The 19,006-nt window shown below is 45.7% G+C and carries 25 protein-coding genes; 19 read left to right on the forward strand and 6 right to left on the reverse strand.

Translation table 11 applies throughout. The annotated features are described in order from the left end of the window. Positions 1-148 precede the first annotated feature (148 nt). Positions 149-2,305, reverse strand: coding sequence for a DUF4062 domain-containing protein (locus AB7D94_RS03995; protein ID WP_420264434.1), 2,157 nt, complete (start codon positions 2,303-2,305; stop codon positions 149-151). 225 nt (positions 2,306-2,530) lie between these two features. On the opposite strand from AB7D94_RS03995, the gene AB7D94_RS04000 reads away from it, so the two are divergent. The 13 genes from AB7D94_RS04000 to AB7D94_RS04060 all read left to right on the forward strand — a co-directional run bounded on the left by AB7D94_RS04000 (position 2,531) and on the right by AB7D94_RS04060 (position 9,473). Continuing rightward, a complete protein-coding gene (locus AB7D94_RS04000) occupies positions 2,531-2,638 on the forward strand; it encodes an RCKP-type rubredoxin-like domain-containing protein (protein ID WP_420264435.1) in 108 nt (35 codons plus the stop codon). 42 nt (positions 2,639-2,680) lie between these two features. Further along, positions 2,681-3,133: a hypothetical protein gene (locus AB7D94_RS04005; protein ID WP_420264436.1), complete on the forward strand. Its 453-nt coding sequence runs from the start codon at positions 2,681-2,683 to the stop codon at positions 3,131-3,133. Next, the gene (locus AB7D94_RS04010) at positions 3,114-3,272 is read left to right on the forward strand and encodes a hypothetical protein (protein ID WP_420264437.1); all 159 of its coding nucleotides are present in this window, start codon (positions 3,114-3,116) and stop codon (positions 3,270-3,272) included. Before AB7D94_RS04005 ends, AB7D94_RS04010 begins: the two co-directional genes overlap by 20 nt. 239 nt (positions 3,273-3,511) lie before the next feature. Further along, a complete protein-coding gene (locus AB7D94_RS04015; protein ID WP_420264438.1) occupies positions 3,512-4,750 on the forward strand; it encodes an FprA family A-type flavoprotein in 1,239 nt (412 codons plus the stop codon). Positions 4,751-4,768: 18 nt separating this feature from the next. Next, positions 4,769-4,897: a rubredoxin gene (locus tag AB7D94_RS04020; RefSeq protein ID WP_420264439.1), complete on the forward strand. Its 129-nt coding sequence runs from the start codon at positions 4,769-4,771 to the stop codon at positions 4,895-4,897. Between the two features lie 34 nt (positions 4,898-4,931). Next, positions 4,932-5,306, forward strand: coding sequence for a class II SORL domain-containing protein (locus AB7D94_RS04025; RefSeq protein WP_420264440.1), 375 nt, complete (start codon positions 4,932-4,934; stop codon positions 5,304-5,306). Positions 5,307-5,354: 48 nt separating this feature from the next. Further along, complete coding sequence (locus AB7D94_RS04030; protein ID WP_420264441.1) at positions 5,355-5,984, forward strand: peroxiredoxin; 630 nt, start codon at positions 5,355-5,357, stop codon at positions 5,982-5,984. Positions 5,985-6,006: 22 nt separating this feature from the next. Continuing rightward, on the forward strand, positions 6,007-6,129 hold the full coding sequence (locus AB7D94_RS04035; protein ID WP_420264442.1) for a desulfoferrodoxin FeS4 iron-binding domain-containing protein: 123 nt from the start codon (positions 6,007-6,009) through the stop codon (positions 6,127-6,129). A gap of 2 nt (positions 6,130-6,131) precedes the next feature. Beyond that, the gene (locus tag AB7D94_RS04040) at positions 6,132-6,701 is read left to right on the forward strand and encodes a flavodoxin family protein (protein ID WP_420264443.1); all 570 of its coding nucleotides are present in this window, start codon (positions 6,132-6,134) and stop codon (positions 6,699-6,701) included. A 23-nt stretch (positions 6,702-6,724) separates the two neighbouring features. Then, complete coding sequence (locus tag AB7D94_RS04045; protein WP_420264444.1) at positions 6,725-6,988, forward strand: glutaredoxin family protein; 264 nt, start codon at positions 6,725-6,727, stop codon at positions 6,986-6,988. 19 nt (positions 6,989-7,007) lie between these two features. Further along, complete coding sequence (locus tag AB7D94_RS04050) at positions 7,008-7,322, forward strand: carboxymuconolactone decarboxylase family protein (RefSeq protein ID WP_420264445.1); 315 nt, start codon at positions 7,008-7,010, stop codon at positions 7,320-7,322. Further along, positions 7,315-8,250 (forward strand): radical SAM/SPASM domain-containing protein, encoded by a 936-nt coding sequence (locus tag AB7D94_RS04055; protein ID WP_420264446.1) that lies wholly within the window; start codon positions 7,315-7,317, stop codon positions 8,248-8,250. Before AB7D94_RS04050 ends, AB7D94_RS04055 begins: the two co-directional genes overlap by 8 nt. After that, positions 8,247-9,473 (forward strand): beta-ketoacyl-[acyl-carrier-protein] synthase family protein, encoded by a 1,227-nt coding sequence (locus AB7D94_RS04060; RefSeq protein ID WP_420264447.1) that lies wholly within the window; start codon positions 8,247-8,249, stop codon positions 9,471-9,473. Before AB7D94_RS04055 ends, AB7D94_RS04060 begins: the two co-directional genes overlap by 4 nt. On the opposite strand, the gene AB7D94_RS04065 is transcribed toward AB7D94_RS04060, so the two are convergent. Then, positions 9,442-11,133 (reverse strand): DUF4209 domain-containing protein, encoded by a 1,692-nt coding sequence (locus AB7D94_RS04065; RefSeq protein ID WP_420264448.1) that lies wholly within the window; start codon positions 11,131-11,133, stop codon positions 9,442-9,444. The two genes, AB7D94_RS04060 and AB7D94_RS04065, sit on opposite strands and share 32 nt — an antisense overlap. Before the next feature lie 384 nt (positions 11,134-11,517). Between AB7D94_RS04065 and AB7D94_RS04070 the strand changes: the two genes are divergently transcribed. Continuing rightward, positions 11,518-11,646, forward strand: coding sequence for a hypothetical protein (locus AB7D94_RS04070; RefSeq protein ID WP_420264449.1), 129 nt, complete (start codon positions 11,518-11,520; stop codon positions 11,644-11,646). Here AB7D94_RS04070 and AB7D94_RS04075 read toward each other — a convergent pair. The 3 genes from AB7D94_RS04075 to AB7D94_RS04085 form a co-directional block, all read right to left on the reverse strand. Continuing rightward, positions 11,643-12,431: a TdeIII family type II restriction endonuclease gene (locus tag AB7D94_RS04075; RefSeq protein WP_420264450.1), complete on the reverse strand. Its 789-nt coding sequence runs from the start codon at positions 12,429-12,431 to the stop codon at positions 11,643-11,645. The genes AB7D94_RS04070 and AB7D94_RS04075 overlap by 4 nt on opposite strands. Continuing rightward, positions 12,428-14,056 carry a DNA methyltransferase gene (locus AB7D94_RS04080; RefSeq protein ID WP_420264451.1) on the reverse strand — a complete coding sequence of 543 codons (1,629 nt, stop codon included), beginning with the start codon at positions 14,054-14,056 and terminating at the stop codon, positions 12,428-12,430. Before AB7D94_RS04080 ends, AB7D94_RS04075 begins: the two co-directional genes overlap by 4 nt. Positions 14,057-14,153: 97 nt before the next feature. Continuing rightward, complete coding sequence (locus tag AB7D94_RS04085; RefSeq protein ID WP_420264452.1) at positions 14,154-14,417, reverse strand: hypothetical protein; 264 nt, start codon at positions 14,415-14,417, stop codon at positions 14,154-14,156. A 131-nt stretch (positions 14,418-14,548) separates the two neighbouring features. Here AB7D94_RS04085 and mobA point away from each other — a divergent pair, with 131 nt between their 5' ends. The 3 genes from mobA to alr all read left to right on the forward strand — a co-directional run bounded on the left by mobA (position 14,549) and on the right by alr (position 16,564). Then, complete coding sequence (mobA, locus tag AB7D94_RS04090) at positions 14,549-15,154, forward strand: molybdenum cofactor guanylyltransferase (protein ID WP_420264453.1); 606 nt, start codon at positions 14,549-14,551, stop codon at positions 15,152-15,154. 66 nt (positions 15,155-15,220) lie between these two features. Continuing rightward, entirely contained in the window at positions 15,221-15,433 is a 213-nt protein-coding gene (tatA, locus tag AB7D94_RS04095; RefSeq protein WP_420264454.1) for a twin-arginine translocase TatA/TatE family subunit, read from the forward strand. A 6-nt stretch (positions 15,434-15,439) separates the two neighbouring features. Beyond that, positions 15,440-16,564, forward strand: coding sequence for an alanine racemase (gene alr, locus AB7D94_RS04100; RefSeq protein WP_420264455.1), 1,125 nt, complete (start codon positions 15,440-15,442; stop codon positions 16,562-16,564). On the opposite strand, the gene AB7D94_RS04105 is transcribed toward alr, so the two are convergent. Beyond that, positions 16,561-17,649 carry a two-component system sensor histidine kinase NtrB gene (locus AB7D94_RS04105; RefSeq protein WP_420264456.1) on the reverse strand — a complete coding sequence of 363 codons (1,089 nt, stop codon included), beginning with the start codon at positions 17,647-17,649 and terminating at the stop codon, positions 16,561-16,563. The genes alr and AB7D94_RS04105 overlap by 4 nt on opposite strands. Before the next feature lie 161 nt (positions 17,650-17,810). Between AB7D94_RS04105 and AB7D94_RS04110 the strand changes: the two genes are divergently transcribed. Beyond that, complete coding sequence (locus AB7D94_RS04110) at positions 17,811-18,332, forward strand: isoamylase early set domain-containing protein (RefSeq protein WP_420264457.1); 522 nt, start codon at positions 17,811-17,813, stop codon at positions 18,330-18,332. Between the two features lie 9 nt (positions 18,333-18,341). After that, positions 18,342-18,989, forward strand: a complete 648-nt coding sequence (gene nadD, locus AB7D94_RS04115) for a nicotinate-nucleotide adenylyltransferase (protein WP_420264458.1) — start codon at positions 18,342-18,344, stop codon at positions 18,987-18,989. Positions 18,990-19,006: the final 17 nt, after the last annotated feature.

A 19,006-nucleotide genomic window follows, 5' to 3' on the forward strand; every position in this document is an offset into this window, starting at 1 on the left:
GGGGGAGGTGTGTGCCCTAGCTCCATAGGATTTTCACGGTAAAGCAGGAATCCAGAGAACCCCCTACCGGAGTTAACGTCATAGGCATTAAGGTCAATATACCAAAAAGCGGTCATTAGGGTGTTGTTAAAGTTGCCCGTCCACCCTTTCATCGCCTTCCCTTATTTATATCGTCTGCCTCCTTCAAAAGCGCCGCAGCCCTTTCAACCTCGCCCATCTCCTCAAGCAGGCCGACAAAGTTATGGCATACCACAGCAAGTTTCGGCAAATACGCGTCAGGATATTTTTTAGATAGGGGTCGTATTATCCGAAGAGCCTCCTCGAAAAGTCCCTTAGCCCCGCCCATATCGCCCATGTCTGAAAGCAGGATGGCAAGGTTGTTGCCGGTACTGGCAACCTGCGGTTGATAATTATCAGGGTTTTTTTCAGTTTTATCTCTTGCAATTTTTATAGCGCTTTCCAAATAACTGATACTATCTCCCCACATTCTTTTTATATACCAAAATCCGCCGAGGCTAGTCGTACTTGCCATGAACATATCATGGTTATCTCGATTCGCAAGCAACAAATTAAGGAACTCGGTAAGATGTCCATGTTCTTGTTCCAATGATTTCAAATTGCTCATGAGTTTTTCGTCAGAGCTTGAATATTCCTTAACAAAACTATCCCAATATGAAATAAAGGCGGCTTCTACTTTTGATTTGCCCTCATCTTCATTAAGTAAATATTTTGCGTAACGATGTACGATAGGCAGGAAGCTCCATTTGCCGTCAAGAGAACTTATGAGCGAAGACGCTTCTATTTCATCTAAACGTTCCCTTATTGACGTTACCCCGCTCGTATCGCTAAATAATTGCCCATAACATTTCTCAACCAATTTCGTCTCAAAGCCATTAGCAAAAAGCGATATGGCGCGAAATAACCTTTGAGCCGGTTCAGACAATCTTTCATATGACCAATTAAGACACGCCTCCATGCTCAAATGTCTGTCCGGAGATATCGTGCCTTCACGGTGGCTATCTTTTAGCCCTATCAGTCTTAACGATTCCCTTAACGTCGTCGCCGCCTCTTGCCATGTATAGGAGGGAACCATCCGGCTTGCCACCAACTCAATCGCAAGCGGTATGCCGCATGTAGTCTCAAGTACGCTTTTCACATGCTCCGCGTCAACACTGGACACCTCCCAATCCTTCCTCCCCCTCAAAAGCCTTACTCGTGCCTTGAGTATTTGATATGAATCAGATGACTTGAGGGATTCTAATAATCCGGCCTTTGCGCTATCTTCGGCGTTCCACTTCAAAGGCTTTAATTCTAACTGATTTTCGACATTATCAATACCGACCACCGTCCTTGAGGTTACCAGTATCTTTAAATTCTTTACGTCGGTGAGCTTACTTATCACACGCCTTCCCTTTACCTCATCTATGCTTTCATAATTGTCAAACAGCAAAAGAACGGGGCGCGTTGCACTTTTAGTCTTGATGGCGGCTATCAGTGCGTCCAAACTCTTACGTGCATCTTCGGGCAATCCTGTGGCTTCGGCTATCATATCTATAAATTGGCCTTCGCTTGAGTTAGCGCCAAGTCTTTCCATCGGGATAAAGAACATATCGAACTGCCCTTGCAGCGTCTCATCTTTACACGCTTTAATTGCAACCGCCGTTTTTCCAACCCCTCCAATACCGCAAAGAGTAAGAAGGTTATGGTCGTTAATGGTCTTCTTTAGCTCTGTAATAAACCTATCACGGCCTATAACCTTTTTATTATCATATAAGGAAGGATAATTAAAACCCTCATCATTATTGTCTGCCGGTAAGGGTTCTGAGTCCTCAGTTGTGGCAGCAGAAAGTTCGCGGAATAAATCCGCCGCGACTTGTTTTGCAAGGTTATCGGGTGTTGTAAATGTACTGCGAACAACTTTGCTTACTTTCGATTTGAATGCCTTTAACTTTTTAGGGGCATCACCGCCTTCTATCTGCTTAGGGGGCCATGGATGGCATTCATCAATTATATAGCAAAGCCGTTTTACTCCACATTCTTTTGCATAATCATATTCTTTTTCTGTGATTGACAACCCGTCCGGGCCTGGTATCCAGCCGTATCTCCACGCGTATATACCTACGAGATAGTCACACTTTTCAATCTCTTTATAACAAACATCTTCTGATTCTTCCGTTCTGCTGCCAAAAAATTCCATCGCAGAGTATGGTAGTGTCATCCTTTGGAGGGCATCCATAACGAATTTCCTGTGCTCTATTAAATCTTCAGATGTTGAGCTGATCATTATTTTTGTTATTTTTGACATATATCTTCCCCCATAATCACAAATAATAACGCAAAATCATCGCCGCCATCATAGAAATCATTAATAGCATAATGTCAATATACCCCCCTTGACGCTGGCCTTTGTTTGATGCTAAAATAAAATACAGTGGGTAACTTACGGGGTTACTGAACCCTGATTATACGGCAAGTCGTTGTACGATCTGAATGTGTAGAAAACGCGGGGGAATAAAGGAGGTGTTGGGCTGTGGCAGTTTTTAAGTGTGAGAAATGCGGCACGGTAAAAGAAGGCAGATGCAAACCTCAGAAGTGTCCCAAGTGCGGCGAAAAGGGTACTATGAAAAAAGATGAGTGATTGAGAAATCATCTATGAAGTTATCGAAGGAGGGTCTTGATTATGTGTATGGATCATACATTTAAATGTAGTTGCGGGGCGCAGGAGGTCAGTATCACTTTCAGATGTGAGATATTGCCGCCTGAGACATTGATGGGGCTTTATTGCCCTGTGTGCAGTAAAGGTGTCACGTTCAATCCCGATACGATGATTGCCGACAACGGCTGGATTTTAGAATATGAAATGGACATCGCTCGCCTGATGGCGAAGAGTTTGCCCGCCGAGCATTTGAGAAATCTCTCGCCAGAGGTAATATTTGACGAGGATTACTGCTCATGGCGCGGCATATATCCGAACGACCATATGGACAGCCTTCGTGAGAAAGAGGAAATCGTATCAATTGCCAGGGTCAATCCAAAGCAGTATTTGCAGGAAATCAAGGCATGGGCAAATACGCGCATGGAGCGGTTGAAGGGACAGGGATGGAGGAAGGCGCATGAGCGGGTCACAGTTTAAGGAAAAGCCACTCTGCGCTGTCAATTCAGCGGCAGTCCCCAACACGGTAGAGTGCCCGTCGTGCGGCGCTGTCCTTGAGATCTGGAGCGACGAGGTACGCTGCAAGGACTGCAATACATGCGTGATACCGAATCGGTAGTATAGGTAATTTCCCTATATATATTCTAAATAATCCTATACGGAAACCAGCCTTCTACCGATTGATTCAAAAATTAGTTCATGTAACAATTGACTCATATCGGGTTGGCCTCTGACGTGAGCGTTACGTTGGTGTTATATTGAGGGAGGTGCCATAGTTGGTGTGCCGAGTCTTCGTGGTTGAGCGGCGCGGATTAGCTGTTAAAATAAGGCGGCAAGAGAATATAAGGTGGTGAGAGGATGAATGTCATTGAAATAAAGCCGGATATCTACTGGGTAGGCGTTGTTGATTGGGCTGTGAGGGATTTTCACGGTTATGTAACGCCAAGCGGGACTACGTACAATAATTATTTGGTCATGGATGAGGAGGTAACGCTGGTTGACACTGTAAAGCACGATTTCCTTGAAGTAGGCATCGCCAACATAAAGAGTGTCGTTGACCCGTCCATGATAAAAAACATAGTGATAAATCACATAGAAAATGACCACATGGGTGCCCTTGAGAGGGTTATGGAGATCGTCCCGCGGGATGTTACTATATATACAACCCAAAGGGGCAAGTCAGGGATGGATAGATTTTTTGATATCTCAAAGTGGAACATTAAAATCGTCAAGACCGGCGACGAGATAAAAACTGGAAAATACAAGCTGAAATTCATAGAGACCCCGATGATACACTGGCCGGATTCGATGATGACCTACGTGGATGGGGCCAAACTCCTCCTGTCGCAGGACGCCTTTGGCCAGCATGTTGCCACAGCGGCACGCTTTGACGACGAATTCATAGACAGCGCCTCATGGGCTGAGCTTGAAGACTCCACGCTGGACTACTATGCCAATATCCTGATGCCCTTTGGTACGCTGATAAAGGCAAAAATAAATGAAATTCAAAAAATGGGCATTGAAATAGATATGATAGCCCCTGACCACGGCATTATATGGAGGAAACACCATGAGCGTGCGATGGAAATGTACCTCGACATGGCAAACAATAAGGCCAAAGAGAGGATAGTCATAATATACGACACCATGTGGAGCAGCACCGAGCAGATGACCCTCCCCATGTTGAGGGGCATACGGGATGAGGGCGTTGACTGCAAGGTAATAAAGCTGCGCTCAACCCCTATGAGTGTGGCGATAAAGGAGTTCTGGAAATCGAGGGGCTGTTTGATAGGCTCTCCAACATTAAACAACGAGGTGTTTCCCTCGATAGCGGAGTTTATGGTGCACCTGAAGGGGCTGCGGCCGAAGGAGCGGCTGATGGCCGCCTTTGGCAGCTACGGCTGGGGTGGAGGGGCAGTGAACTGGTTATATGAGATGTTTAAACAGATGAAAATGCCGGTAATTGAACCCGGCATTCAGGTACAATACAGGCTGAAGGCCGAGGACGAGAAGCACTGCTATGAATTCGGCCGCAACTTTGCGCGGCAGGTGAAGGAGTATCAGAAAAAATTTAACAGCGCATCAACGGCGATGTGAAGAAGGAGGGTTAAAATTATGTACAGATGCACCGTATGTGGATGGATTTACGATGAAACAAAGGAAGGGACACCGTTTAACGAGCTGCACGACGATTACACATGTCCGGTGTGTAACGCCCCAAAAGAGGCATTTGAGCCTGCATAAGGTTGTTTTTTAATCAACTAAGGAGGTCATTACGATGTCAGAAAAGAGTTTATTTTGTGGTGTGAACAGACCGGCAGACCCCGGCAATCTAACAGAGACTGAAAAGAAGCATATCCCTGTTATTGACTGCCCCGATACGGTGAAGGCAGGGGAGCCGTTTAAGGTGGCAATCAAGGTAGGCGAGATACCTCACGTCATGCAGGAAGGGCATAGCATACAGTGGATTGAGGTCTTTTCGGGAGATAATTTTAAGGTGAGAATTGACTTGACGCCAGTAACCACCATTCCCGAAGTAAGCGTAACATTAGTTAAAAGTGGCAAACACCGCGCCTCTTCAATAAGGGTTGTCGAAAGATGCAACCTCCACGGCCAGTGGGAGGCCGTTAAGCAAATTACCATAAATGAATAAGGCCTTTCAGGCCATACTGTTAATGTTAAATAAATAGGAGGAGAAAATATGTGTGATGACTTAGGTTATGATGACGTGTGTTGCGGTTTAAAGGTGGGGCAGCAGGTACCGGATTTTAAAATAGACATATATGACCCTGTGAAGAAGGATTTTGGAGAAATATCGCTTGAGGCGTTGAAAAAAGAGGGCAAGTGGACAGTCCTCGTGTTTTACCCTGCGGATTTTACGTTTGTCTGCGCGACAGAGTTTGCGGCCCTTGCCGGTTTGTATGACGAGTTTAAAAAGAGTGGGGCAGAGGTCATTACGGTGAGTACAGATACGAAATTTACGCATCTGGCATGGCACAAGGATGAGAAATCCCTTGAGAATGTCAAATATCCGATGGGCGCTGACCGCAATACTTCGCTGTCAAGTCTGTTTGGCGTTTATGACGAGTTCACGGGACTTGACCTGCGGGGTTCGTTTATTATCAACCCTGATGGGGTGCTCTTAAATGCCGAGATAAATTTCTACAATCTCGGAAGAAACATGGATGAGCTTTTGAGAAAACTAAAAGGAAACGTGTACCTGTCAAAGCATGGAGCTGAGGCATGTCCGGCAAAGTGGAAGGCTGAAGGAGACAAGACCCTCACACCCGGTGCCAACCTCGTTGGCAAAGTCGCCGAGGCCCTTAAATAACATATTACACGGAGGTGTTGACATGGCAGTTGCCAAAGAAGGTGAAAAGTACAAGTGCGAGATATGTGGAAACGAGGTAGTAGTGACGAAAGTAGGCGGTGGTGAGCTGGTCTGTTGCGGTGAGCCTATGGTGTTACAGGTATAGCCATGAAGGTGACAGCCATCCTCGGCAGTCCGAGGGTAAACGGCAACACTGAGATATTGTTAAACGAGGCCATCAGGGCAGTCAAAGAAGAGGGCTGCCCTGTTGAGCTGTTCCGCCCGCACGGCATGGACTTGGCCCCATGCAGCAATTGTGGCGGTTGCGACACCACCGGCAGGTGCATCATAGAAGACGACATGGAAGCCGTATATAGGGCGATACACACATCTGCGAGGTTTATTGTGGCGTCGCCGATATTTTTTTTCGGCCTGACGGCACAGATAAAGGGTTTGATAGACAGGTGCCAGGCGCTCTGGTGTGAAAAATATCTCCTTCGCCGTCCGATACCGGAGGGGCAGGAGGGCAGAAAGGGACTGCTGCTGATGGTTGGAGGTATGGACAAAGAGGCCGGTTTTAAAAGTGGCGGCGCAACAGCAACGGCATTTTTCAGGACAATAAGCGTCCCTAAACATGAGACTGTTTATTTTACAAAGGTTGATTCACAGGGGGCGATACTTGGGCATCCCACCGCGTTGAAAGATGTTTACGAGGCCGCTAAACGGCTGGTGTTATAAACAATTATGAGGAACCTACACACATGAGTGAGAAAAAAACAGTACTATTTGCCTTGAGCACCTGTCCATCCTGCAAAAAGACAAAGGAGCTGCTTGCAAAACATAACATAGAATTCATCCTCGTTGAGCTGGACACTTTGGACATAGAATCACGAGACAAGCTCCTCTTAGAAGTCAAAAAGTATAACCCGCGGGAGTCATTCCCGACGATAGTGATTGATGGAGGCCGTGCGGTAATCGTAGGCTACAACGACACGGCTATTAAAAAAGAATTCAATATTAAATAACACTACACGCGGAGGCAAAATGAAAAAGCTACCGGCGCATTATTCTAAAATAAGGGAAAGGCACGGCAAACTAATTGAGGCTGTGGAGGCACTGGGCCAGGCGGCAAAAAACGCCGGACCGCTTGAGGCGATGACGGCGGAACTTGTGCAGCTTGCCGCCGCCGTTGCGATACGCTCAGAAGGCTCTGTCCACAGCCACACGCGCAGGGCGCTGTCACACGGTGCCACGCCCGAGCAGGTGAGACACGCCGCCGTCCTGCTGACCAGCGTTGTGGGATTTCCGGCGGTTGCCGCCGCCCTCGCCTGGATTGACGATGTCATTGAGGATGCCTGATGCCGCAGGGGCACACCCGCGCGGCATACAGTTCTACCCCACTCTGTCATGCAACTACAGGTGTGATTTCTGTTTTAATCGGGGGTTAGGCGGGGCTGATGCCATAAGCCCCCACGATTTTTTGTCGCTTATACACATACTTAAAGGAATCGGCGTCGAGAGTGTTGACATACTCGGTGGTGAGCCGACCCTCCATCCAGCCCTGCCCGAATTTGCCTCCATAATAAATGAAAACAATCTCTCTGCCGTAATAAGCACAAACGGCTCAAACATCAGAACGCTGAGGCTCATATCGAAGGCACACGCCAGAGGCGCAAACATAAAAATCGGGGTCTCCGTTAATAGCAACAACAGCTCAGTTCTTGATGATTTCATAACCGACTGCAAACCTTACGTAAAGAGCGTTGCCGCAAAAAAACCATTCCCTGTGCCGGGGGCGGCGGCAAAGTATGTGGGAATGCCAGGGATAAACTATTATTTAATCTTCAGAGACGCCATATCTAAGGATGACCTGCGTGAGACTATGCCGTTTTTTGAATATTATGAGATACTGAATGAGTTGAAGCGGGAAAGAAATGGAGTTGACGGGGTGTATTGCGCGGGGTTTTTGCCAGATATGGAGGTATATCCTGAACTTGAGGGCGTGAGATGTCCGGCGGGGACTACGAAGGCGGCCGTACTTCCAAACGGCGATGTGTATCCATGCAACCTGTTTTTCAGACACCGGCAGTTCAGGCTTGGCAATATATTTACAGACGATTTTGAGGTGATATGGTCTAATCCCGTGTTAGATTTTTTCAGGGTTTTTCATGGTAACAAGTGCTTAAGGAAGCGTTGCGGGCTGTTTAACCGTTGCCGGGGCGGGTGTCCGGCGGTGTCGTACGCTGTTGTCGGCAGACTGGACGCACAGGAGCCGAGGTGTCTGTGAACCGCGTGGTTATCACCGGCATAGGGGCGGTGACGCCGCTTGGAAATAGTTTTAGTGAGTCATGGAGCGGTCTCATAGAAGGCAGGAGCGGGATAAGGCCGCTTCCCGCACGCTTGCGCCGCGGCGGTGTTACACAGGGTGGTCAGTTAATTGGATTTGACGCGGGGCAATTTCTGGGCGTACGGGAGATAAATCGCCTTGACCCGTTTGTCCACTACGCGGTTGCGGCGGCGGCGATGGCGCTTGACGACTCCGCTCTTGATGATAAGCAGCCATCTGGATTTGCCTCAATAATTGGGACAAGCAGGGGTGGGATAACGACGATAAACGACGCGGCGGTACGGCTCGCGGCACACGAAAATGGGCGGCTACGGGGGGCGGCGTATTTGATGCCGGCAACTACGGCCTCGATGGCGGCGTCATATATATCGCAAAAATTCGGGCTTGCCGGCCATACGCTTGGCATATCAAACGCCTGCACCTCAGGGGCAAACGCGGTTGGGGAGGCGTTCAGGCTGATAAAGCACGGTTACGCGGAGGGAGCGGTTGCCGGAGGTGCAGAGGCGCCGCTTTGTGCGCTCTGCATAGCCGGGTACGGGGCAAGCGGGGCGTTGTCAAAGAGTGCGTCTTTATCAGCGTCGAGGCCGTTTTGCACGGGGCGAGACGGCTTTGTCCTTGCCGAAGGGGCATGTGTGGTGGTGATGGAGGGATACAAGAGGGCACTTTCGCGCGGGGCGCGCATATATGCGGAGGTCTTAGGCTATGGCAACACCTCAGACGGTCTTGACATGGTGAGGCCGGACAGCGCTATGCAGGCCGCCGCTATGCGTAACGCCCTTGCTGAGGCGGCAATCGGCCCTGAGGATATTGACTTCATCAACGCCCACGCGACCTCAACGCCTCTTGGGGACGCCGTAGAGTCTGAGGCCATACATAAGGCGTTTAAGGACAGAGCCGCGAGGCTGCCGGTAACGGCGAACAAATCAATGACGGGGCATATGCTCTCTGCCTCGGCGGCATTTGAGACGGCGGTAACGGCGATGTCAATATACACGGGGCTAATTCCCCCGACAATAAATATAAAGTCAGTTGACCCCGCCTGCCGCCTGAATGTCATAAGCAAGATACTGAAAATCAACGGCATTGCCGCCGGAGTTACAAGCAGTTTCGGCTTCGGGGGCGTCAATGCCTCTATTGTTCTTGGGGTGGTGCCATGTTATTGATGTTTTCCTTATAAGCGAAAAAGATAACAAATCCAAATATGAAAAATAACAGAGTAGCATATTCCTTACGCATATAGGACAGTCCTCTACCATGCATTACTGAATTTCTTATGTTAAGACCGAACTGAGATTGAAAACATAGCCACAATACTTCATAGAAATTTTCCCCTAATACTTCGACGAGTTCCTGCTTATAATTTCCCAATATTTTTGTTAGAGTGATTTCCTCAATACAGTTTACCTTTCTTTCAGTTACACTTATTCCTTTATGTACAAGCAATAGCTTCAGGAAATACTCTATCTGTGGAATCACCGAATAAACAAAACCGATAATGTCATCTTGCAAATATTTGCCAATTATATCAACGATAATAGTTTCTCTTGTTTCTTCATAAACAGTTGACTCCTGATATATGTATTTTAAGCGTTCTTTGAAGCCCTCAATTTCATACTTCTCGATAAACCATTCTATTACCCGATTAATTTTATGGAAGTGTACAAAAAATAAACACCGATTAATAGCATCTGCTTTCTTGTGTTCCTCTTCTTCTTCCTCAGTGGTTAAAATACAACTACGTCCTTCTGTCATAGATATTACTGTTGCTATTTTATATATAATAGAGTTAAGCTTACTATTTTCTACATCCGTGTTTGATGGTAACATATTGTTATTAAACAAAAGGTCTAAAAGAGAAACACATGGTATCCATTTCTTAAATACTTCTTCTAATATCATTAGATCTCTTGCTATCAGTTGATCCAAAACTTCTGTCTGTAGAGGTACTTCAATAACCTCAAGACCTATTGTCTGTTCTTTTTTCCTTATTGTCCCAAGTGCCTCATCCATACTCTTGTTGTCTTGAACCTGTTCAAACATCCCTGCTGCAATTATCAAATGCTTTCTGGCCTTCAATCCACTGCTTTCCAAACCCAAGTCTAAATGAAGTTTAGCCACACGCCTTTTAAGGATGATATACTCGTCCTTTTCAAAGCATTTTTCAAAGGTAGTAAATACATTCATAGCCCAGTGATCTTCCTTTATACCGATATAACCGTCAAGGAGAGTCTCAATTAGTTTTTTGAATCTATCTTTGCCATTGTGAGTGAATTTTCCAAAACAATAGTATGTCTGCAGAGGCTTGAGTAAAAAGAAAGGGGAAACGTCAACATTCGGAATAGAAATTTCGCGAATAAGTTTTTCTATATTGTTTTCATATGCAGTTACAAAGTCTGATAAATATTTTATTGATTGAGCATCCTTCAGAAAATAGTGGGAAAAATAAAAAATCAAGTGTAGGAATTTGTCTATGTTAGGTTCTCCTTTAATATTATTAAATGTACCGAAATATCCTGATAACAGCCTAATTGCTTCTCGAAAGTGATTTGCGCCATTCTTTTTTAAGAGAAGCCATAGCGTGACGCGCAAAAAAACTTTTCCCACGTCCGGCTGTTGTGTTTGAAGGGAATTCTCTAAGACTGCTCTGTTGGCATCATCAAGTCCGTTCACGATATATATGACCGCTTGTGGCACTAATGTTTCAACTTGAAAGTCATTAAAACCGTAAACTCTACAAAGAATACCTTCTACGCCATCATTTCTTTCAAGTCGGCTTATGTCTTCTATTTTTGTAACTTCAGATAATTTTATTCTCTCACTCATATTTACTCCTTTACGATTGGATTAATTCAGGACGAAGTCCTTTATCTGTTTTCTGTATGCAGCCAGATAGCTCAAATCGGCACATGCATTTATCTATCAATTTCCGTGCCAGCAGAAAAATTTTCTAAGTGCTCGATTTTATAGTATTATTTATTTTAGCTTTATAATAAATATGGGCGTACACTCCATATATATGGAATTGATTCCTGTTTGCTGCGGACTGGATAGAAGAGATATGCTTCTTAACCCATTATACTATGACTTCATTGGACGCGATATTAATCACGAAAAACGCAGGGCGAGGACATAGGAACAGGCCGCTTTACCATCTGGACATCCTGTAAAACCGCAGTCCATATGCTCTCTGCCTCAGCCGCATTTGAGATGGCAGCAACCGCAATTTCGCTATACGCGGGGCATATTCCCCCGACGATAAATATTCAGGCAACCGCCGCCGACATCACAAACAGCTTCGGGTTCGGGGGTGTTAATGCCTCAAGGCTTGCTCATTAATAATTATGTTTAGCAAAATAGCCGTCAATTTCATCCCGTAATTCAATCCCTATTCTTTCAAAGATACAGAGTAAGTCCTGATATGAGCCATTACCTCCAAGAAAATCCCAAAATTCATTTGCAACTTTTAACTCATTATCTATGTCTAACATTCCACGCATTGTCCAGCGATTATAGTCAGCTGGCTCATAAGGATTATAAGGTATTGCAATAAGGGTTTGAACGTTTGCCATTGGGTTCGTTGCAAGTGTTGCGGCAACCCATTCTAACAGTGTTCTCTTGAATCCCTTAAATTCACCGGCATTGGGTTTTGCTGTCTTGAGATCAATGAAAAAAATCGTTCCGTCATGAGCAACAAGCTTAATGTCGGCTTTTGTCAGCCTGACTGGTCTCATCTCGCCCTGAGTACAAACCGATCTTATTGCATCAGTTTCATCAGGTTTGTTTGGATATATATCAGATGTTTTAGCTGTTGCTAACCTATCAATGATGTTTTGAATAACTCTTTGCGCGTCTGTTGAAATTTGTACTCCCACAGTCTGTTGTGATTCTGCGGTTACGTAATTTGACGAAGATAATGCCAATGCAACTGGTTCAAAAATACTTGTGCCAAAATTTGTGTTTAAAGAATGTATGAAAGAATATAAAGCCAGCCTGTCTTTACCAAGTAGCCTTGTATGAAATGGCATATACGCTGGTTCTGGGTTGTATTTTTGGAACTTACGCCTTAAGGCATTACGCAATACATGTTCAACATTAGTAATTTGTTCTTGCGATAGAGTCACGGGTTTCTCTTTAAATGGAAAATGGTTTCGGAATATGCACCTTTGTCTTTCTCCGTACGGTTTAATACAGGGCGTTTATATTGATTAACGATTTGCAGTCCAGATTCTTTGGCAATAGCAGGATATATGTTGTATTTATCATTTGCGACAAGGAAAATATCGTAATCTTCCGCCAAAAACTTCTTGCAATTATTGAGAACATCTGTGATCCCATGAATATAACTCTCTTTTGCTTCCCTGCTTTGGCCCTTATAAAGCGGGCCGATCTCCAAAATATCTTTTCTTTCAAATCCAAACAAATCATAAGCGTAAGCATGTTGTTCATGGTAATTGATCAGACCAATATATGGTGGGCTGGAAAAAATCCCTTTGATTTTTTGCTTGTCTGCTAAATCGGCAAAGGCAGAGTTTCTTTTCCTAAGCTCTCCCAAAATGTCTATCGTTCGGCTGTCTCCCGTTAAACAGGCCTGAAACGTAGGAGTCCTCAGGCAGTTAAACTGCATTAAGCGTTTGACTGTGTCTTTCGTATAAGTTTCCCACCATTTGAGTATTGAGAAGATGGGCTTGCACATCTTCCCGTGTTTGGCACAATAATATGTTGACGTGATAGGTTCGTACAAAGTCGCAAGGTCTGCATGAGTCGTTGCCCTGCAGGAACGGATAGTTCTGCTCAATATAACGCTTATGATATTTTTTGTATCGTCGTTTGTTATTTTACAGATTTCGTCCAACACGAAATTGATTTCGTCCCTTATATGCTGTGAATACCACTTATCAAGGAATGTATCTGTCTCGTCTTGTCTTAGCTTTATACCATAAAGCTCTACGAGGTTATTGAACGTTGGCAAAAACTTCTTTTCTTTTTCAGAACCATACCTGTCTTCATCAATTTCTCCACGCTTTAGGCGATATTTATAATCTGGAACAGGAAAATATTCATTGTTAAATTTATAAAGTGATTGCAGGAGTTTCTCTTCAAACTCAATCGTGCGCGAGTTGGCAAGAAATATTTTGAGCGCTTTTGTAATCCTGTTGATTTCTGCCTGAACGTCAGACATATTGTAAGAGGTTACTTTGACATTGCCGATTAAGGCGTTGAAAGCAGAAACATCAATTCCTATAGTGTGCATCCCCAATTCGCTGGACTGCACCATAGTTGTCCCACTGCCTGAAAAGGGGTCTAAAACGATGTCGCCCTGTTTGAAACAGACTTCTTTTTTGAAGCGGTCTGTGTGGCTGTCGAGAAAATATTCCACGAGTTGGGGTATAAATTTACCTTTATAAGGATGCAGGCGATGTACATGTTTTGTAGTCTCGGCTTCCTTGTATTTATCAAAGGATAAGGCCCAGTTTAAATCTTCGCCAAGTTGATTTTTCCATGAATGCTCTCTATTGCCGTTAAATGATTTGTAGTAACATTTCAACTCCTGTTTGGAAACCCGGGTTGAGCCATTGCCTTGAAGTTTCTTTATCAACCCGTATTGGATGAGATAAGAAATATTTGAGGGCGTTACGGTTTTAGCTAAATGTTCAGTTGCCCACTCACTGGCTTCTTTAATGGTCACCAGGTCATCACTATTTTCTGTTTCTTTTTTTATTTCACCTATAGATTGCAAACCGTACATGTTCCCGATGTCCCTTCGCAGACATTATAATGACGTGTACTATACCCGCCAACAACCGTTTCATTTCGATCCCCCCGCATATGCGACATTCCCACGATTACTTGCCTGAACCCGGATAAGGCAGGGTTTTCAGGTTGTAATTTGGAACTGTGGTGGTAGTGGATGTTTGGGCGTTGTTTGTTTTTGGCTTACTTTGTGCGGGTTTGTTTGTAGTATCAGCCGATGGCTTCTGTTCGGTACCTGACTTAACCGTTGTCTGGCCACCCGATGTTGTGTCCGCCCCATATGAAGATGATACAAAATACGTCAATGCCAAAACCAATGCCGCAACGACTAACGCCGCGTTCTTACCTGTTTTCATTGCATACCTCATATGATATTCCTCCTCGCGCTTTTTTGCCAACATGATTAATTATACCATATATGCCGCATTCGGCGAAAGAAAGGGTTTTCTAATACTTACGCGTATTGGTACAATAATTACAAGAAATTATGAGCCATTTAGAAGGCATTTCAGGGGTTGTCCTTGCCGGTGGGGAAAATACGCGCTTTCCCTCGCCTAAGGCGTTTATTGAAATCGGCGGGGAGGCGATAATTGACAGGTCTCTGCGTCTGATGGCGGCACTCTTTGACGAGATTATCATCAGCACAAATCAGCCGGAGATGTATTTCCCTAAGTGTGAAGTCTTAATAGGCGATGTGTCAACGCAACGGGGGCCGGCAACCGGCATTCTCTCCTGCCTGTTAAATATCAGACACGACAGGGCGTTTTTTATGGCGTGTGACATGCCTTTTGTTAACCCTGAGTTGATTGCCCTTCTCGCCTCCTGTTCTCTGAACTATGACGCCGTCGTCCCATTTCACATGGGAAGGCCGGAGCCTCTTATGGCGGTTTACCATAAGAGGATAATCTCAATGCTGCGGAAATCTATCGGCGACGGCGTGAAATCCCTTGCCGCGATTCTGAAAACCGTTAATACAAAGTATGTCCAAGGGGAACAATTGCGCCGCATTGACGAGGATGGCCACAGTTTTATTAATATAAATACACCAGAGGATTTACTAAACATTGATAATCGGCGTTATAATAAGTTATGATTATATTATGAAAGGCAGTGAAGCAAAAAATGTGAGACCCCCCGTGGTTTTGCGAGGAGGTGGTGTATGAATTTTTTAACTATACCTCATTTATTGGTCATCCTTGTGGTGGTTCTGGTGTTATTTGGTGGGCAGAGGCTCCCTGAGTTGGGTAAAGGAATGGGCGCTTTTATAAAAAATCTGAAAAAAGGTATGAGCGACCATGACGAGATTGACGTAGCACCTAAAGCACCGGAAGCGGCGCCGGGCGCGGCAAAGGAAGAGAAGGCAGCAAAATAGTTCGCTATGAAAAGAGGTCCTGCCGTTGAGATAAGCCTTGCCGCTATTAAGCACAACTATGGATTAGTCAGGGCACTCACCGGCAACAGACGGGTCATTGCCACCGTGAAGGCCGACGCCTACGGCCACGGTGCCGTGGAGGTTGCCTCGGCGCTTCAGAGGCTCGGTGTGTATTGCCTTGGAGTTGCGTATGCCCCTGAGGCCATTGAGTTGCGTTGCGGCGGAGTTACTAAAACCCCCATCCTCGTTTATTTTGATAATCTCAATGCCGCAGATATTGTTAAGTATGACTTAACCCCTATCGTGTATGGCGCGGGCATGGCCGAATGCCTTTCTGGTGAGGCGTTAAAGCAAGACCGGCAAATTGATATTCACATTGATATAGACACCGGCATGGGCAGGGTGGGATTTCTCTACGACAGGGACATTGAGGGGATTAAGGCCATAAGCAGACTGAAAGGGGTGCGGGTAATAGGTTTTATGAGCCATTTTTCTGAGGCTGATTTGAAGGACAGGAGTTTCGCCGAGCTGCAGTTACAGAGGGCCTTGCACGTGCGGGCGGAGTTGTCCGGGGTTTTTACTGACGCGATATGGCACATGGCCAACAGCGCCGCGGTGATGTCATTCCCTGGCAGCCACCTCGACGCCGTCAGGCCGGGGCTGATACTATACGGCAGCAGCGCATTCGAATTTGAGTTGCCACCACCTGAGACAGCGGCCTTCATGCCCGTGATGGCGGTCAAGGCGCGGCTTTTACATATCAGAAGGGTACCACAGGGAAGGTCTATCAGCTATGGCAGGACATTTGTAACCACGCGGCAGAGCGTCATAGGTGTTGTCGGAGTTGGATATGCCGACGGCTACCCGCGCTCGCTTTCAAACAAGGCACATGTACTGATAAACGGCCAGTTCGCGCCAATTATCGGGCGGATTTGTATGGACGTGGCAATGGTGGATTTGACCGACTGCCGCGGCGCAGAGGAAAACGCTGAGGTCGTCCTCGTCGGGCGTCAGGGTGGAAATGAAATCACGGCGTCTGAACTGGCGGCATGGGCCGGGACTATCTCGTATGAGATATTAATATCGCTGGGACGGGTCAATGGCCGTGTGTATACTGATGAGAATAACTAAAGGGTGAGGGTGTCTGACGGCAGGTGGATTATTACCTTTGTTCCAACTACCTCCCTGCGTCCGATTGTTATTGAGCCGAGGTGCTCGGTGATGATTTTTTTGACCTTAAACAGGCCCATACCGTTGTTGCTGGTCTTTGTGGTGAAAAATGGATCAAACGCATATGGGATGTGTCTGTTGTCAATTCCAAAACCGGTGTCTTTGATTTCAACAATAACGCCGCAGGCGGCTTTATAGACGATAATGTCAACCTCACCGGGGCCGTCTTCAATACTTTCTATGGAATTCATAAGGATTTCATCCAACGCCATAGTAAAAAGGGCGGGGTCAATGAGAGCCGTAATGTGGTCTTCAACATCTATATTACATCGAATCTTCTTTTGCAGTCTATCGGCGGTTGATTCAATCTTAGGCCGAATGCCTTCAATTAGGGTTGAGAGGTGGATGGTTTCGTAGTTCACGGCCTGTATGTCTGTGTACTCTTTAAAGGACTTGGAGACATTCTCAAGCCTCCCGGCGCACTCGGCTATGGTCTCAAGGTATTGTCTGATTGGATTTTCCTTGTCAATTCGTCTCATCATCAGATTAACGAAGCCGCCAATGCTGGCAACGGGATTGAGGATAACATGGGCAACGGAGAGGGAGAGCTTGTTCATGCTGTTGACCATCTCAAGGGAAAGGCGCTGCCTCTCTTCGTTAATTAGCCTTTCACGGTGCCTTAAATCTGAAATTTCCGTTATGTCATCGAACTGGACGATAATTCCGGTAACGGCCTTCTGTTCACGCAGAAAAGAGGTAGTGACAGAGAGCTGGCGACGTTGGCGCTCAGGGGAAAAATAGCTGACCTCATGATGGGCATTTAATCTCTCCTCAGCAATAACATCAACAATAACCTTTTTGAAATCGGAGCCTTCCCCTATGTGAGGAAACAACTCCCCCCAACTCTTGCCGATGAGCAGCTCATCATCAAGCCCAAGGATTTTTATGGCCGGGTTATTGGCGTAAACGACGACGCCATTATGGTCAAGCACCACAAGGCCGGAACGAATGCTCTGAAGTATGTTATCCGATAGAATCTTTTTCATAAAAGCAAAACCCAACCCTCACACGTTATATGTTACATATTAATACGATTTAAAATCAACAGGCCATCGCCCCAGTGGCAACGCAAAGGCATATATTTTTTAACCATGCAAGTGTATAATATGTGTAAAGGGCAGGCCATTTTAATAAACGAGGAGGAAATATGAGGAGGATAAAAAAGAAAAAGTTAATGACCGTGTACAGAAAAAAAAGGCAGACAGCGGCGGCAGACAAAAACACTAAGAAGCTCAGCCTTAAAGAAATTAAAAGCGAGGCCATACCATCTGTAAAGGTACAAAATAATGAGGAAACAAAGCCGGTGGCGGCAAAACCGCAAGCTCCGGGAAATAAGGTGAAGGAAAAACAGGCCGTGATAAAAAAAGATGTAGCGGTATCAGGGTTTAAGAAAGTTTATATTGAGGATACAAACATATGCAGGGTAACGTTTACGCTGCAAAAAGAGGCCGCCCCTGAGGCGGCTACTGTGGCAATAGCGGGCGACTTTAACTCATGGGACAGCGTCTCACATATGATGAGACGATCAAGAAACGGGAATTTTACGATTACCCTTGACCTTGAGGCGGAAAAAGACTACCAGTTTAAATATCTGATAGACGGCACAAGATGGGAAAACGACTGGAAGGCCGACAGATATGATGGTGATAACTCGGTCGTAGTGGTTTAAACGGAGGTAATGCCAGTAGAAACAAGCATCGGATTATTCGGCGGGACGTTCAATCCCATACACTATGGCCATTTAAGGGCGGCCGAGGAGCTGCGGGATGTGTTTCCCCTTTCTAAAGTGGTATTTATCCCATCAAACAATCCACCACTCAAAAGAGACGCGCTGGCGCCTTCGCGCCACAGGTATGAGATGGCAAGGCTTGCTGTAAGTAGAAACTCCGGCTTCGCCTTGTCAGATATCGAATGTAAGTCTGATGGGGTATCATATACAGTGAATACGATAGGACAGATGACACGGCAATATGCCGGTAGTGCCCTGTATTTTATAATGGGGCTGGATGCGTTTTTAGAGATGCCTAAGTGGTTTAAGGCAGAGGAGATTCTGGCAAACGCCGCACTGATTGTTATGGCAAGGCCACCTTTAGAGATGGAAAGGATAAAAGAATCCCCCTACATAGATGGGCATAATTGCCGTATAGACGGCAAAGTGGCACAGATGGGGCTGCGAAATGGGAAATACCTGAGCGTTGCCTCCATAACGCCGCATAACATTTCGTCCACACAGATAAGGCAGTCAATCAGGGAGGGCAGGACAATAAAATATCTCTTGCCCGAAAGCGTCGAATCATATATAATGAACAATGAGCTATATAAATAAATTATCGCAAAAAGGAA

This window comes from Candidatus Magnetominusculus dajiuhuensis, from assembly GCF_046044395.1.
Lineage (GTDB): Bacteria > Nitrospirota > Thermodesulfovibrionia > Thermodesulfovibrionales > Magnetobacteriaceae > Magnetominusculus > Magnetominusculus dajiuhuensis.

Bases quoted from the DNA above. Each gene is read 5' to 3' on its own strand.
- AB7D94_RS04040 (WP_420264443.1), top strand. From the start codon at position 6,132: ATGAAGGTGACAGCCATCCTCGGCAGTCCGAGGGTAAACGGCAACACT.
- AB7D94_RS04025 (WP_420264440.1), top strand. From the start codon at position 4,932: ATGTCAGAAAAGAGTTTATTTTGTGGTGTGAACAGACCGGCAGACCCC.
- AB7D94_RS04020 (WP_420264439.1), top strand. From the start codon at position 4,769: ATGTACAGATGCACCGTATGTGGATGGATTTACGATGAAACAAAGGAA.
- AB7D94_RS04080 (WP_420264451.1), bottom strand. From the start codon at position 14,056: ATGTACGGTTTGCAATCTATAGGTGAAATAAAAAAAGAAACAGAAAAT.
- nadD (WP_420264458.1), top strand. From the start codon at position 18,342: ATGCCAGTAGAAACAAGCATCGGATTATTCGGCGGGACGTTCAATCCC.
- AB7D94_RS04050 (WP_420264445.1), top strand. From the start codon at position 7,008: ATGAAAAAGCTACCGGCGCATTATTCTAAAATAAGGGAAAGGCACGGC.
- mobA (WP_420264453.1), top strand. From the start codon at position 14,549: ATGAGCCATTTAGAAGGCATTTCAGGGGTTGTCCTTGCCGGTGGGGAA.
- AB7D94_RS04055 (WP_420264446.1), top strand. From the start codon at position 7,315: ATGCCTGATGCCGCAGGGGCACACCCGCGCGGCATACAGTTCTACCCC.
- AB7D94_RS04065 (WP_420264448.1), bottom strand. From the start codon at position 11,133: ATGAGTGAGAGAATAAAATTATCTGAAGTTACAAAAATAGAAGACATA.
- AB7D94_RS04045 (WP_420264444.1), top strand. From the start codon at position 6,725: ATGAGTGAGAAAAAAACAGTACTATTTGCCTTGAGCACCTGTCCATCC.
- AB7D94_RS04085 (WP_420264452.1), bottom strand. From the start codon at position 14,417: ATGAAAACAGGTAAGAACGCGGCGTTAGTCGTTGCGGCATTGGTTTTG.
- tatA (WP_420264454.1), top strand. From the start codon at position 15,221: ATGAATTTTTTAACTATACCTCATTTATTGGTCATCCTTGTGGTGGTT.
- AB7D94_RS04035 (WP_420264442.1), top strand. From the start codon at position 6,007: ATGGCAGTTGCCAAAGAAGGTGAAAAGTACAAGTGCGAGATATGTGGA.
- AB7D94_RS03995 (WP_420264434.1), bottom strand. From the start codon at position 2,305: ATGTCAAAAATAACAAAAATAATGATCAGCTCAACATCTGAAGATTTA.
- AB7D94_RS04105 (WP_420264456.1), bottom strand. From the start codon at position 17,649: ATGAAAAAGATTCTATCGGATAACATACTTCAGAGCATTCGTTCCGGC.
- AB7D94_RS04110 (WP_420264457.1), top strand. From the start codon at position 17,811: ATGAGGAGGATAAAAAAGAAAAAGTTAATGACCGTGTACAGAAAAAAA.
- alr (WP_420264455.1), top strand. From the start codon at position 15,440: ATGAAAAGAGGTCCTGCCGTTGAGATAAGCCTTGCCGCTATTAAGCAC.
- AB7D94_RS04015 (WP_420264438.1), top strand. From the start codon at position 3,512: ATGAATGTCATTGAAATAAAGCCGGATATCTACTGGGTAGGCGTTGTT.
- AB7D94_RS04010 (WP_420264437.1), top strand. From the start codon at position 3,114: ATGAGCGGGTCACAGTTTAAGGAAAAGCCACTCTGCGCTGTCAATTCA.
- AB7D94_RS04030 (WP_420264441.1), top strand. From the start codon at position 5,355: ATGTGTGATGACTTAGGTTATGATGACGTGTGTTGCGGTTTAAAGGTG.
- AB7D94_RS04005 (WP_420264436.1), top strand. From the start codon at position 2,681: ATGTGTATGGATCATACATTTAAATGTAGTTGCGGGGCGCAGGAGGTC.
- AB7D94_RS04070 (WP_420264449.1), top strand. From the start codon at position 11,518: ATGGCAGCAACCGCAATTTCGCTATACGCGGGGCATATTCCCCCGACG.